12 protein-coding genes and 1 pseudogene are annotated in these 13,586 nt (G+C 72.5%); 7 read left to right on the forward strand and 6 right to left on the reverse strand.

The window, feature by feature from the left end; genetic code table 11:
• The first annotated feature begins 2 nt into the window (after window positions 1–2).
• From ACSMXX_RS05240 to ACSMXX_RS05250, 3 genes are read left to right on the forward strand one after another with little or no spacing between them, the layout of a single operon-like run.
• Window positions 3–833: an enoyl-CoA hydratase/isomerase family protein gene (locus ACSMXX_RS05240; RefSeq protein WP_473182872.1), complete on the forward strand. Its 831-nt coding sequence runs from the start codon at window positions 3–5 to the stop codon at window positions 831–833.
• A 1-nt stretch (window position 834) separates the two neighbouring features.
• A complete protein-coding gene (locus ACSMXX_RS05245) occupies window positions 835–2,457 on the forward strand; it encodes an AMP-binding protein (protein WP_473182873.1) in 1,623 nt (540 codons plus the stop codon).
• The gene (locus tag ACSMXX_RS05250; protein ID WP_473182874.1) at window positions 2,454–3,443 is read left to right on the forward strand and encodes an NAD(P)H-dependent flavin oxidoreductase; all 990 of its coding nucleotides are present in this window, start codon (window positions 2,454–2,456) and stop codon (window positions 3,441–3,443) included. The genes ACSMXX_RS05245 and ACSMXX_RS05250 overlap by 4 nt, the downstream gene beginning before the upstream one ends.
• A gap of 40 nt (window positions 3,444–3,483) precedes the next feature.
• Here the strand turns inward: ACSMXX_RS05250 and ACSMXX_RS05255 are convergent, their stop codons facing one another.
• Window positions 3,484–3,717 carry a hypothetical protein gene (locus ACSMXX_RS05255; protein ID WP_473182875.1) on the reverse strand — a complete coding sequence of 78 codons (234 nt, stop codon included), beginning with the start codon at window positions 3,715–3,717 and terminating at the stop codon, window positions 3,484–3,486.
• A 351-nt stretch (window positions 3,718–4,068) separates the two neighbouring features.
• On the opposite strand from ACSMXX_RS05255, the gene ACSMXX_RS05260 reads away from it, so the two are divergent.
• Window positions 4,069–4,884: a hypothetical protein gene (locus tag ACSMXX_RS05260; RefSeq protein WP_473182876.1), complete on the forward strand. Its 816-nt coding sequence runs from the start codon at window positions 4,069–4,071 to the stop codon at window positions 4,882–4,884.
• A 138-nt stretch (window positions 4,885–5,022) separates the two neighbouring features.
• On the opposite strand, the gene ACSMXX_RS05265 is transcribed toward ACSMXX_RS05260, so the two are convergent.
• A complete protein-coding gene (locus tag ACSMXX_RS05265; protein ID WP_473182877.1) occupies window positions 5,023–5,916 on the reverse strand; it encodes a GntR family transcriptional regulator in 894 nt (297 codons plus the stop codon).
• A 114-nt stretch (window positions 5,917–6,030) separates the two neighbouring features.
• On the opposite strand from ACSMXX_RS05265, the gene ACSMXX_RS05270 reads away from it, so the two are divergent.
• Window positions 6,031–6,903, forward strand: coding sequence for a (2Fe-2S)-binding protein (locus ACSMXX_RS05270; protein ID WP_473182878.1), 873 nt, complete (start codon window positions 6,031–6,033; stop codon window positions 6,901–6,903).
• Between the two features lie 159 nt (window positions 6,904–7,062).
• Entirely contained in the window at window positions 7,063–8,106 is a 1,044-nt protein-coding gene (locus ACSMXX_RS05275) for a DUF2637 domain-containing protein (RefSeq protein WP_473182879.1), read from the forward strand.
• Window positions 8,107–8,146: 40 nt separating this feature from the next.
• On the opposite strand, the gene ACSMXX_RS05280 is transcribed toward ACSMXX_RS05275, so the two are convergent.
• Entirely contained in the window at window positions 8,147–9,964 is a 1,818-nt protein-coding gene (locus ACSMXX_RS05280; RefSeq protein ID WP_473182880.1) for a protein phosphatase 2C domain-containing protein, read from the reverse strand.
• Window positions 9,965–10,184: 220 nt separating this feature from the next.
• Here ACSMXX_RS05280 and ACSMXX_RS05285 point away from each other — a divergent pair, with 220 nt between their 5' ends.
• Window positions 10,185–10,574, forward strand: coding sequence for a PPOX class F420-dependent oxidoreductase (locus ACSMXX_RS05285; protein ID WP_473182881.1), 390 nt, complete (start codon window positions 10,185–10,187; stop codon window positions 10,572–10,574).
• A gap of 35 nt (window positions 10,575–10,609) precedes the next feature.
• Here ACSMXX_RS05285 and ACSMXX_RS05290 read toward each other — a convergent pair whose 3' ends face one another.
• The 3 genes and pseudogenes from ACSMXX_RS05290 to ACSMXX_RS05300 all read right to left on the reverse strand — a co-directional run bounded on the left by ACSMXX_RS05290 (window position 10,610) and on the right by ACSMXX_RS05300 (window position 13,314).
• A complete protein-coding gene (locus ACSMXX_RS05290) occupies window positions 10,610–12,178 on the reverse strand; it encodes a DNA-3-methyladenine glycosylase 2 family protein (RefSeq protein WP_473184638.1) in 1,569 nt (522 codons plus the stop codon).
• 101 nt (window positions 12,179–12,279) lie between these two features.
• Window positions 12,280–12,555 (reverse strand): annotated as a pseudogene (locus ACSMXX_RS05295) (DoxX family protein); the annotation flags it as partial.
• A gap of 36 nt (window positions 12,556–12,591) precedes the next feature.
• Window positions 12,592–13,314: a hypothetical protein gene (locus tag ACSMXX_RS05300; RefSeq protein WP_473182882.1), complete on the reverse strand. Its 723-nt coding sequence runs from the start codon at window positions 13,312–13,314 to the stop codon at window positions 12,592–12,594.
• Window positions 13,315–13,586: the final 272 nt, after the last annotated feature.

The raw sequence follows: 13,586 nt of genomic DNA on the forward strand, positions 1-13,586 counted from the left end.
CGATGCCGGAAGAACCACGCGTCCGTTTGCGGTGCGCCGACGGCGTCGCCCACGTCGTGCTCGACCGCCCGGCCGCACGCAACGCGCTCGACATTTCCATGTGCCACGAGCTGCGCGAGACCTTCGAGCGGCTCGACTCCGACCCTGATGTGCGGGTCGTTCTGCTGACCGCTGCCGGGCCCGCCTTCTGCGCCGGTGCCGACCTCAAGGAGCGCGAGGGGCGCGACGAGAGCTGGGTGCGGCGACGCAGGCTCGCGGCCTTCGCTGCGTACGAGGCGATCGAACGCTGCGCCAAACCGGTCGTCGCGTGCGTCCAGGGGCCCGTCGTCGGCTCCGGCGGCGAGATAGCGATGGCCTGCGATTTCATCGTCGCCGCCGACACCGCCACCTTCCGGTTCCCGGAACCGCACTGGGGGACCGTCGGCGCCACCCAGCGTCTTCAGCGGGTGATCGGCAAGCGGCGCGCCAAGGAACTGCTCTTCACCAACCGCGTGCTGGGCGTCGCGGAAGCCCAGGACATCGGCCTCGTCGCCCGCACCGTACCGGCCGGGGACCTGGAGCGGCGCGCCGGAGAGATCGGTGCCGAGATCTGCAAGGCGCCGCCACTCGCGATCACGCTCACCAAGCAAGCCGTGGATCTGGGCGAGGAGACCGACCTGGACCGCGGCATACGCATCGAGACGGCGGCGATCGAACGCTGCCTCGCCGACGGCGGCTGGCGCCGCGGCATCGCCGCCTTCGCCACTGCCGGTACCGACGGAACCGGCCTCACGGACCGCAGGGGCGGGACGGAAGGGACGGACACCTCCGGCGCGAACGGGACGGAGCACTGACATGCACGGCAACAGCCACACCGAACTGGCCGGCATCTGCCCCCTGACCACCGAGGCCGCGCTGCGCCGGGCCGCCACCCTCACGCCCGACGTCGAGGCGGTCGTCGGCCCCAGTGGGCGCATCAGCTTCGCCGAGCTGGCGCGGGACGTCGCGTCCATACGAGCCGCGATGGCAGCAGCGGGCATCCAACGCGGCGACCACGTGGGCCTCTGCCTGGGCAACAGCGCGCGCTGGGTGGCGCTCTTCCTGGCGATCGGCTCGCTCGGGGCGGTCACGGTTCCGGTCAACACCCGCTTCCGCAGCGGGGAGTTGGCGTACGCGCTGCGGCAGTCGCGGGTGAAGCTGCTGTTCGTCGCCGACCGCCTGCTCAAGAGCGACTTCGTACGGATGCTGCGCGAGATCTCTCCCGGGGTGGACACCGGCCTCCCGGACGCCGAGCTGCCGTGCCTGGAGTCGGTCGTGGTGCTCGGCGACGACGTGCCGGAGGCAGCCCGTTCGTGGGACGCCTTCATGGGGGCGGCTCCGGGGGGCCCGACCGAGGTCCAGCCGTCCTGTTCGCCGGACGACCTGCTGCTCATCCAGTACACCTCGGGCACCACGTCGTACCCGAAGGGCGTCGAGCTGACTCACCGCAGCATGTGTGCCAACGCCTTCTTCTCGGGCGCGCGGGTCGGGCTGCGTCCCGGGGACAGGTTCTACAGCGCCCGCCCCTTCTTCCACGTCGCCGGGACCACGCTGTCCATCCTCTCCGCGCTCCAGCACGCGACCACACTCGTGACCATGGAGCGGTTCGAGCCCGGTGAGGGGCTGCGGCTGATGGAGCGGGAACGCTGCACGCACTTCTCCGGCAACGACACCATCGCCCTGATGCTGCTCGACCATCCGGAGCGCGGGCAGCGGCACCTGGCGTTGCGCGGTGCGTGGCTCGCCGCCTCCCCCGCAGTCGTGAGGCGCGTCGCCGCCGAGCTCGGCGCCGGGGAAGCCGTCACCGGTTACGGACTGTCCGAAGCCTCCCCGAACGTCGCCCAGTCCGCCTGGTGGGAACCGGAGGACATACGGCTCGGCGCACGCATGCTCCCGCAGCCGGGAGTCGAGGTGCGCATACGCGACGCGGCGGACGACGGCACCGGCGAGATCCTCGTGCGGGGCTGGAACGTGATGCGCGGATACTTCGACCGTCCCTCCGACACCGCCCAGGCGCTGGACGCCGACGGCTGGCTGTCCACCGGGGACCTCGGCCGGCTGGACGCCGGAGGCCGCCTCGAATTCGTCGGCCGGGCAAAGGAACTGATCCGGGTCGGCGGTGAGAACGTCGCCCCGGCCGAGGTCGAGGACATCCTCATCCGGCATCCCGCGATCCGGCAGGCGGCCGTCGTCGGCGTCCCGGATCCGCGGCTCATGGCGGTGCCCTTCGCCTTCGTGACCCTCAGGGACGGTTGCACCGCCGAACCCGGTGAACTGCTGGCATGGGGCCGCGAACACATGGCGGGATTCAAGGCACCGCGCCACCTGATCGTCGTCGAGGACTTCGAAGCTCTCGGTATGACAGCCAGCTCCAAGATCCAGCGGAAACAACTGGCCCACCAGGCTGCGGAGTTGATCGAGCAGGAGCAGGGGCGATGAGCGCGGCGCGCATCGAGACGGCGATCACCAGGCTGCTCTCCATCGATCTGCCCGTCGTGCAGGCCGGAATGTCCTGGGCCTCCTCCGCTCCCGGGCTGCCGCTCGCCGTCAGCCGCGCCGGCGGCCTCGGCACGATCGCCGCGGGTCCCATGCGGCCGGCCGATCTGGAGCGGGCCGTCGACACCGTGCGCGCCGGAACCGACCACCCGTTCGCTGTCAACCTTCCCCTCTACCGCAAGGGCGCCGACGAGGTCATCGAGCTGCTGCTGCGCAAGCGCATCCCCGTACTGATCGCCTCACAGGGCGGCCCCCGGCGCTACCTGAAACGCTTCCAGGACATCGGCACCGTCTGCCTGCACGTGGTGACCGGCGAGGAGCACGCCGCCAAGGCCGCCGCCGCGGGAGTCGACGGGCTCGTGGTCGTGGGCGGCGAGTCGGGCGGGCACCCGCCTGCCTCCATGGTCTCCACGCTGGTCAACGTGCGCTCCGTCCTTCAGGCGGTACCGCAGGTGCCCGTCATCGCCTCGGGCGGCTTCGCGGACGGACACGGCCTGGCGGCGGCCCTGGCCCTGGGCGCCGGGGCGGCGCAGTTCGGAACCCGCTTTCTGGCCAGTACGGAGGCGAATCTGCACCCGGCGTACAAGAAAGCTGTGCTCGACGCCACGGTCGAGGACACCCGTACCGTCGGGCACGGTCTCGGTGTCATTCGCGCGGTGCGGAACAACTTCACGGAAGAGATCGGGGAGTTGGAGAGGAAGGGGAGCGAAGAGGAGGACCGCCGGGCCGTGTTCGGCGCCGCCACCCTCAGGATGGCCGCGTTGGACGGGGATGTGGCCCACGGCAAGGTCGAGGCAGGCCAGTCGGCGGGCCTGGTCGGCTCCGTACTGCCCGCGTCGGAGATCGTGCGCCGGCTCGTGGAGGAGTACGCCGCGACGGTGGCCGGGCTGCCGGCTGTACGCCCCGGCACTGACCCGGGTGAGGAGTGAACGGCAGGGCCCTCCCGAACGGTCGCTCAGCAAACGCCGGTCACTCGTCGGTCTCGTATGCGCACGCGACCATGACGTCGTCGGCCTCACTGCTGGGGCAGTCCTCGGGCAACTTCGTCTCGGACGTCCGGGACGGACCGGAGGCAGGACCGTCGGACTCACCTGAGCCGAACTGGTCTGCGCCGCCCAGCGCCAGAGTCAGAACTCCCCCTGCGACCACGAGCAGTGCCCACACGGACATACCCCAGCGCCACAGCCGTTGCCTCCGCGGCATCTGCGCCCTCCCCCGTCTCCATGGTCGACCTCAGAGCCTGCCGGCCGGACAGGCTACGCGGCACCCGCCCGCCTCCGGTCCCCGGGGACCTGTCCAAGGCCAGTAACGGCCGCTGACGATCGGGAACGGACCGGGGCTCCCCTGTCGGCATGTCCCGGAGGGTCCCCGGCGCAAGGTCGCGGGTCCGTACGGCGACCCCCGCTGCTTGGCAATCAGGAGCATCGAGTAAAACTTTGTGAACTGTTTCACAGCAAACCCTTGGCCGGGTCCCGCAGTCCGTGCTGAGATGCGCTCACATCCGGCTCGAAGCTCAATGGTGCGCTTGGGAGGGCAACTGTGGCGGAAACCGCCATGTCACGTTCGGTGCAGCTGGAGACCGGGGACGGCGAACCGTCTCCGGTGTTCGGTGGTGGCGCACCGCCGGAAGGACCCGGCAGGGCCTCGCCCGTGGACGGTGCCGTGTGGCGGTTGCGCTCACGGGGCTGCTGGGAGGACGCGGCAGCGCTCCTGGAGCCCTACGCGGCGGCGGACACGGCGGCGTCCCTGCGGCGGGCCGCGCTGCTGGTGGAGCAGTGCATGTTCTCCGGCGACGGCTGGGACGAGGCGGAATCCGCACTGCGCGCCGCGGAGGCGCTCGCCCAGGACGACGAGGAGCGCGGTGCGGCCGCCTGCGAGCGTGGCCAACTCGCCTACACGGCAACGGTTCTGGGCGTACGGGACCGTTCCGACGAGGCGCGGGCCGCGCTCGGCAGGGCGGCCGCCCTGCTCCCTCCGAACGCGCGCGGACGGGCCATGCTGGACTACCGGCGCGGGCTGCTGGCCGAACACCTCAGCGACACACCGCAGTCGGCGCTCGCCGCGTACCGGCGTGCGCACGCGGCCGCCACCTCCCTGGACGACATGCTGCTGTGCTCCTTCACGTGGCGTCATCTGGCCGGACTCGCGCTCCGGGACGGCGAAGTGGCCGAGGCACGGCACGGGTTCACCGAATCGCTGCGGCTGCGCGAGGAGTTGGGCTTCCTCGTCGGCATGGCGCCGGCTCTCACGGCGCTCGCCGACGTGGAGCCGGAACCGGAGGCGACTCGCCTGCGTGAGGAGGCCGGGCGGCTCTTCCGGCTGCTGGGCGGTGTGCCGACCTGGCTGGCCGGGCAGCTTCCCCCGGCCTGAGACACCAGCGGTCGGGAGCGGCCACGGACCGGCCGCGGACCGCAACCGCGACCAAGCGGGCGCCGTTCCGGCGGCGCCTGCCCGGTGGCAGTTCTGACCCCCGAGCGGGCTCAGGCGCGCCGTCCCGGCGGCGCCGGCTCAGGCCGTCACATGTGCCCGCAGGAGGCACTCGACGGTGGAGAGGTCGCGCGTGCGCAGGGCATCCAGCAGGGCCATGTGGTCGGTCGCGTCCCTGAGCAGTTCCTCGGTGCGTGGTACGGGTGCGGGGCGGCGCTGGGCACGGCGCTGTATGTCGGCTGCCAGGGCGACGAGTTGGCGGTTGCCGGTCAGTTCCAGCAGCGCGCAGTGGAAGGCGCTGTCGACGTCGGCGTAGGCCGCGCGGTCGCCGCCGCCGGCCACGGCCAGTGCCTCGTCCGCGTACGGGCGGAGGCTCTCCCAGCACTCCGGCGGCATCGTACGGGCGGTGTCCAGGACCGACGGGATCTCCAACAGGACCCGTATCTCGGCCAGTTCGGCCAGGTCCCGGTCGCTGAACTCCGCTATGCGGAAACCGCGGTTGGGCACGGTCTCGACGGCGCCCTCGCACACGAGCCGCTGCATCGCCTCTCGTACGGGCGTCGCCGAGACGCCGAGACGCACCGCGAGCGCGGGCGCGGAGTAGACCTCGCCCGGGGCGAGTTCACCGGAGAGCAGGGCCTCGCGCAGCGCGGCGAGCACCTGCCCGCGCACGGAGTGCCGCTCGGGCAACTTCGGCCGGACTTCCGGGGCTTCCCGGGGCTGCCGGGCGGCCCGGGGCTCGCCCGGCAGCCATGGCTCGCCTCGCTTGTCCGGCTCCGGCTCCCCCGGCATGCCGGCGCGCGGGACGGACGGCGGCGCGGGTTCGCTGTGCACATGCTCGCCCCGTGCCCCCTGGCCGTCGTCGGCCCCCGCGGGGTGCTGCTGCCCTCCCGCAGGAACAGGAGGACGAGGGCTGCGGGGGTGGAGTGCGGCACGTCCCGCCCGTACGGGCGCATCCGCTGCGGTCTGCTCCATGTGCCCTCCAGGTCTCGCTGTGCACCATAGGCGGACCCGGCGCGAGATCAAACCTCCGCGGCATCGGCTAAGGTAAGGCTAACCTGCTGATGATCGTCGATCGGTGGTCCGCCCATGGCCATGCCCGCGTTCGCCCCCGCCCCCGCCGGTGCGCTCACCGAGCCCGCCGCGACCTCGCCGTTCACCGCGGCGTACCGGCGGCTGACCGAGGTGTTCCCGGGGCTGCGCGTGAGCGAGACGGCCCGCGGCGGCGAACTGCCCGGCGGTGCCGACTGGGTGACGGCCACCCTGCTGGCCGAAGGCGGGCCGGCTCTCGACGGTTTCCTCACCCAGGATGCGGAGCAGGCGCTGCGCGACTACGGCCGCAGACCACGCCCGGACGTCGTGGCGACCTTCGGTCTGCACCGCTACGCCTGGCCGGTCTGCCTGCTGGTCACCATCCCCTGGTTCCTGCACCGGCGCGTGCCGCGGGTGCCCGTCGAAGCGGTCGCCTGCCGCCGTACGCCCGGCGAACTGGCCGTGCGCATCGAGGAGTTCGCCTGTCTCCCCGGCGACACCGCCGCGAACGCACCGGGCGCCCGCGTCGTCCCGGACGAGGAGGCGCTGCGCGCCGAGGTGCGGGCGGCGATCGCGGAACACCTCACCCCCGTGCTCGACGCCTTCCGGCCCCGCCTGCGGCGAGGACCGCGGGCCCTGTGGGGCATGGCGACGGACGAGATCACCGAGGGCCTCTGGTATCTCGGCCATCTGCTCGGGGAGGAGGAGCGGGCCGTGCACGAGGCCGGGCTGCTGCTTCCGGGCGCCACGCTCCCGTACGCACAGGGCGCCGGTTTCCGTGAACTGACCGGCATGAACGGCGAGTTGCTCTCCACGCGCGACAGGGCGAGCTGCTGCCTCTACTACACGCTGCGCCCCGAGGACACCTGTGTGACCTGCCCCCGCACATGCGACGCAGAGCGTATCGAGCGGCTGTCCCCGACTCGCTGAGAAATTCGACCCCAAACGCCCAACTCGGTCCCTGGCGGCCCCCGTTGGCGTTCACTTGTACTGAATTCCCCTTGATGCGCGGTCCGCTGCGCCAGGATGCCACGCGTCAGAGCGAAGCAGGCCGCCCGGCGGGCGGCCAGGGGGTTCAAGGGGCATCGGATGACGGTGACGGATCTATCGCCGGCCGGGGTGGTGGCGGGCGCGGTGCTGCTCGCCGGCGCCGTGGCGGCGGTCGTACTGATGACGCGTGGAAGACGAGCGGCCAAGCCGAAGGAGAGCGCGGACGGTTGGCCCGCGGACTCCTGGGAGCAGATGGAGCAGCGCCGCCGCCGCAAGGAGACCGTCTACGCGACGGCCGCCTATCTGCTGCTCTTCTGCTGTGCGGCGGTGGCGGCCGCGCTCTCCTTCCACGGCCTCGTCGGATTCGGGCGGCAGAACCTGCGGTTGTCGGACGGCTGGGAGTACCTGGTGCCGTTCGGACTGGACGGTGCGGCGATGTTCTCCGCCGTCATCGCGGTGCGCGAGGCGAGCCACGGCGACGCGTCACTCGGATCGCGGCTGCTGGTATGGGCGTTCGCGGGCGCGGCCGCCTGGTTCAACTGGGTGCACGCGCCGCGCGGCGACGGGCATGCCGGGGCGCCGGAGTTCTTCGCCGGGATGTCGCTGTCGGCGGCGATCCTCTTCGACCGTGCGCTCAAGCAGACGCGCCGGGCCGCGCTGCGCGAACAGGGCCTGGTTCCGCGGCCGTTGCCGCAGATCCGGGTCGTACGGTGGCTCCGCGCACCCCGCGAGACGTTCCGCGCGTGGTCGCTGATGCTGCTGGAGGGCGTACGGACGCTGGATCAGGCGGTCGAGGAGGTACGGGACGAGCGCCGCCGGGACGAGCAGGAACGTCTCCGCCGCAAGGAGCAGCAGAAACTCGACCGCGCCAGGGTGAAGGCCCTGGGCAGGCAGCACAGAAGGCGCGGCGCCCGTGGACACGGGAAGGCCGGCGGCGGAGCGGAACTCCCCGCGGTGGCACCCGCGGCGCAGGTCACCGCACCGGCGGGGGGTGTATCCGTGCCGGTGACGCAGCCCGCGCAGCACGGGAGCGGGGGTGGACGCGGCGAGGCATACGGCGAGGAGGGCGGTGCCGCCACCGCGGGTCCGCGCCTCGACTCGCTGGAGGAGAAACTCGCCGAGATCGAGCGGCAGTTCGGCTGACCGGCTGGCCTCGCGCCGTTCCGGACCGCCTACGCCGCGGTCAGTCCTCCCAGACGGCAACGGCCGTACGGTCCTCCGCGTAACCCCGTACACGCAGCTGGACGTCGGCGAGGAACGCGGCGAGGCCCGGTGGTTCCTCCCGCCCCGTCCATGACTGAGCGAGCCGCTCGGCGAAGGCGGGCACAGCACGCAGCGGCTCGGCCAGGCCCGGGCTGCACAGCAGCAGGACGTCGCCGCGGTGAGCGGTCGTCGCGCAGAAGCGGAACGGCTCGGGCTCCGGTCGCACGGGCGGCGGCGGGGGTGGCGGGACCTGGGGCACCGCGGGCGCGGGCCCGGTGGCCCGAGCCGTTGCGCCTGCCGGGCCTGGTTGGCCTGGCTGACCTGGCTGACCTGGCTGACCTGGCGAGTCTGACGGGCCTTCCTGGCCGGCCGGCGCACGAGGACCTGACGGGCCGTAGGCGGCGGCTGCCCCGTGCGGCTGCCGGTTCCCGCCCGGACGGTTCGTGGATACGGGGACGCTTAGCGCCGCGGGGTCACCCAGTTCGGACGGGTCGAGAGCGTCAAGGTCCAGGGCGACACCCGTACCGGAACCGGCACCCGCCCCCGGAGGGCCGCCGTCCTGCCCGCGCCGTCCGGGCTCGACCTCGCCCCACGCACCGGAGCGCAGCCGGAAGAGGCCGCCTGCCCCGGCGCCGAAGAAGACACGCGTACGGCAGCGGGGATCGGCCGAAAGCAGCAGACAGCGCAGATCGGCCGTGTACTCCTCCGGCTGCATCTCCAGTGCCGCGGCCTGCGCGCGGAGTTTGCCGTAGCAGCGGTCGGTCAGTCGCTGCAGACCGGACTTGAGCGCGCCGCGCCGGTCCGCCCGTATGTCCTCGGCGAGACGGGCATGGCTGCGGCCGACGACGCCGCCGATGGAATGGCAGATCTCGCGGGCCGCACGGTGCCCGCCCGTGGCGGCCCGTCCCCCGGCGGCGACGGCGATCAGCAGCAGTGCGGACTCGCCCGAGCCGAAGCGCGCGGTGAGCAGGGCGTCGCGGCGCAGGGCTCCGCGGTGGCGGGCGGAGTCGCCGCGCAACGAGGCGGCGCGCAGGGTGAGTCCGCCGTAGTGGGCGCCGTCCAGCACGGTGTCGGGGACGAGTTCGGAGAGGGACGAGGGGTCGGCGGCGGGGAAGGTGACGGGCTCGGCCTCGTAGGTGGGCGGCCGCTCGCCCACATGGTCCGGACGGAGGGGGACTTCGGGCTCCCCCGGCATGTCGACGGCGATGCCGTCCGGGGCTGCGTCTCGGGCGCCCGGCTGCTCAGGAGGGGACTGGGAGGACTCGGAGGGCTGGGAGGACTCGGAAGACTGGGGTGCGGGTGGCGACCGGCGTGCGGCCGGCGGCTGCGGCGAGGGCGCTCCGCCGGTACGCGGATCGGGAGGCGCCTGCTCGACAGAACCTGACTCCGCTGCGGGGCGGGGCTCCTCTTCGGGCCGGGACTTCTCGACGCCCTCCGCGGCCGGTTCGGGCTCCTCCTCCCGTATGGGCCTGCGGTCCGCGACGGGTCCCTCGTCTGCCTCCTCCGGTATGCGTTCCTCGTCCCCTTCGGACGCCGGGCCGGCTGCCGCCCCGTCCGCTCCCCCGGCCTCCCGGTCGCCGTCTCCGCCGTCCTCCGGGCGCCGCGCCGAGTGTCCCGCCGCGGTCCCGCCCGGCGCCGTGGCCGGGCCCATGGTGCGCCGCACGGATGCGTACCGGTCGTCGAGGGTGTCCCCGGAGCCGCTGCGCCCCGTGTCGGGGGACCCCGGGTCGTACAACTGGCTCCACCAGTCGTCCTGTTGACCGGAATGCGGACCCCGTGGCCACCCCTGCTGACTCATGCCCCTAATGCTGCCCCGCCGCCGGGCAGGGCATGACCGCTTCCGGCCCCGTGCGACGACTCAGGCCCGGCGGCGGCACGGGCCCCACGGCGGAGCCCCGTGCCCCCGGCCCGTACACGCAGGCCCGTACACGCAGGCCTCTCGACCCGGGCCCGTACGCGCAGGTCTGTTCGGACCTGCGCCCGATGCGCGGCCACGCCCCGCATGTGAACCTTCGGGCATGAGCTCCACGACCCGCAGGCGCGGACTCGACAAGGCCGAACGCACCTACCTCGCCGGCCAGTGGCTGTGCCGGATGGCGACCGTCGACCCCTCCGGGCAGCCGCAGGTCAATCCGGTCGGCTATTTCCTCCAGGAGGACGGAACCATCCTCTCCGGCGGGCTCGACCTCGCCGGGACCAAGCGCTGGCGCAACCTCCATGCGAACCCGCGGCTGTCGCTCGTCGTCGACGACCTCGTGAGCGTGAACCCGTGGACGGTGCGCGGCGTGGAGATCCGCGGCGAGGCGGAGCTGCTGACCGGACCGCACGACCTCGCACCCGGTATGAGTGACGAACTGATCCGCGTGCATCCCCACTGGGTGCACAGCTGGGGACTCAACGGCCCCTGACGGGACGGGCCCGTACGGCCCCCACGGCCCGGCCCCTACGGCCCGTACGCCGCGAGATGCCACAGGTGATGCAGCGCGTACGAACGCCACGGCCGCCACGCCCCGTCCCGCCCCGCGCCCGTACCGGCACCGCTGCGCTCCAGCCCGTGCCGTACGCCCACGTCCCCGTCGAGGAAGACGTCCGGGTCGCCGAGCGCGCGCATGCGCACATAGCCCGCCGTCCACGGTCCGATGCCGCGCAGCGCGAGCAGTGCCCGCTCCGTCTCGTCCCGGTCGGCTCCCGGGTCGAGTACGACGGTGCCGTCCGCGACCGCTTCCGCGACGGTGCGCAGTGTGGCCCGGCGCCGCTCCGGCATGCCGAGCTCTCCGAGGGGCGCCGAGGCGAGCGCGCCCGCTTCGGGGAAGAGGTGGGTGAGGCCGCCGTCCGGCGAGGCGAGGGGCTTCCCGTATGCGGCGACGAGCCGTCCGGCGAGCGTGCGGGCCGCGGCGACGGTGATCTGCTGCCCGAGCACGGCTCGTACGGCGAGTTCGTGCGGGTCGGCGGCGCCCGGCGAGCGCAGACCGGGGGCGCCGTCGACGAGAGGACGGAGGGCTTCGTCGGCACCGAGGCGTTCCGCGACGGCGTACGGGTCGGCGTCCAGGTCGAAAAGCTGCCGGACGCGCTGCACCGCGGTCGTCAGATCGCGCAGGTCCGTGAGGTGGAGCCGGCAGTCGAGCCATCCGCCGGACGACGCGCCCTGGCCGCCGGTGCCGCCGGTGCCGCTGGTGCCGCCACCTCCCCCACTCCCGCCGCTTCTTCCGCCCCCGCCGGCCCGCTCGTCGACCTCGGCGATTCCGGTGCCGTAGGGCAGCCGCAGCGTGCGCCTGTAGGTGCGCCCGCCGGGCTCACCCGTCACCTCCTCGATGCCCGGGATCGCCCGGCGTTCCAGGAAGCCGAAGATCTGCCCGTGTGCGTACGGCCCACGGTGTGCGAGGCGCAGCGGCACCCCCGTCGGACCGGGGCCCGGCCGCGTGTGAGCGTGCCGGTCGAGTGGACCGTGGCCGCCCCGCGCCGCCGCCCCGCGCAGTTGGCTCGGCGTACGGGCGTAGATCTCGCGCGTCGTGTCGTTGAACTGCCGGACGCTCGCGAAGCCGGCCGCGAAGGCGATCTCCGTCACGGGCAGTGGCGTCGTCTGCAGCAGCACCCGCGCCGTGTGGGCGCGCTGCGCCCGGGCCAGGGCGACCGGCCCGGCGCCGAGTTCGGCGGTGAGCTGACGCTGCACCTGCCGGGCGCTGTAGCCGAGACGCCGGGCGAGGCCCGCGACGCCCTCGCGGTCGACGACACCGTCGCCGATCATCCGCATGGCGCGCCCGACGAGGTCCGCTCGTACGTTCCACTCCGCCGAGCCTGGAACCGCGTCCGGGCGGCAGCGGCGGCAGGCACGGAAGCCCGCGCGCTGGGCGGCCGCGGCGGACGGGTAGTAGCGGACGTTCTCCCGCTTCGGGGTGACCGCCGGGCAGCTCGGACGGCAGTAGATGCCGGTGGTGCGGACCCCGAGGAAGAACACCCCGTCGAAACGCGCGTCCCGGCTGCGTACCGCTTCGTACCTGCTCTCATCCGTCATCACGCACCCCAGTGTGCGCCCGCTCCAGGGCATCCACTCGCGGAAATCGGACACGGTGGCCCGGCGGCGGTCCGCGTCGACAAGCGAGGCAAGAGGCCGGGTCAGCCGGTGAAGGGCTCGGGGCCGAAGCGGCCCCACGCGACGAACGCTGCGAGCGCGAGATACGTCAGGTTCATCAGCACGAACGTGGATTCGCCGCGCCGGCCATGGGTGATCATCGCGCCGACCATCAGCAGGACCCAGCAGACGGCCGTCACCGGCACCAGAACCGGTGCGATGTCGAGCGCGGCGGGCAGGATCAGGCCCGCCGTGGCCAGGAGTTCGAGAACGCCGAGGGTCTTGACGAAACCGACGCCGGCGTCCGCGGTCCATCCCCCGCAACAGGGAAGGTCATTCGCCGGACGGCACCCGGGTCACGTCGGCGGCGCGCACCGTCGGGGAAGCGTGACCCTTCCGGGCTTGTGCTCGAACGTTTTCATCACGAGCCACTCGTCCAGCTCAGGGTCGTAGAGATTCTGGATGCCGAACTGCAGCACCTGCCAGAAGGTGCTCCGATTGCGTTGGTCGACGTAGATGTCACCGAGTGCGAACGGGAACCGCAGGAATTTCCCCGGGGGCCGCTCCGGAAGGACGACACCGACCCGCCAGTGATTCACGTACCGCCTCGGATTCCGCTGCAGGATCTCCCGCCCGACGAACCGCGACGTCTTCAGCTTCTCGTTCAGCAGCCTCAGATTGAAGCCCGGGATCTTCGAGCACGGATGCCGGGTGAGGTTGGGCCACTTGTAGGTCAGCGTGTAGAGGTTGTTCCGGTAGATCAGGTTCGTGAACCAGATGGGGTACTGCGGACCTCCCGCGATCATCTGGCTGTCGCCGTTTCTACCCTCCCAGGTGAACGGGACCGTGATGCCCAGATCCCGGACGATCCACTTGCCCTTCCCGCGGAAATTCCGCGGGAGACGGGGTGGTTGCGGCGTTTTCGCGTTGAGCAGCTGCGCAGATGTGGTCTCGAACGACGGTGTGGTCCCGGTGCGCGATTCGGCGACGCCGGTTGACGGCACGGCCGCCGGGATGATGGCGATTACTCCGACGAGAGCGGCCGACGCGGCTGCCCTGCGTGTGCGTTTCCGACCCATGATCTCCCTCGACTGTCGCGTCGGGCGCCGTGTTGGCGCAGGGTTCAAAGGCAGCGATGGCTCGGGAGCCGTCCCCGGAATCCGAGAGCACGAAACCAACGGCTGGGCCGGAGCGAGTCATTGAGACGGCGCGTACGTATTGCGGCTTCGACACTGATTCCGCCGCCGGAAGAACCGGGCTTGTGCACGTGCGGGCGTATGGATGGCGGAACATCTGAAGCGTTTCGAGGGGATCGGCGTTCCGCGCGGTTTCATCGACCGGCCATGGCGCC

It is taken from the genome of Streptomyces sp. DSM 116795 (assembly GCF_055792905.1).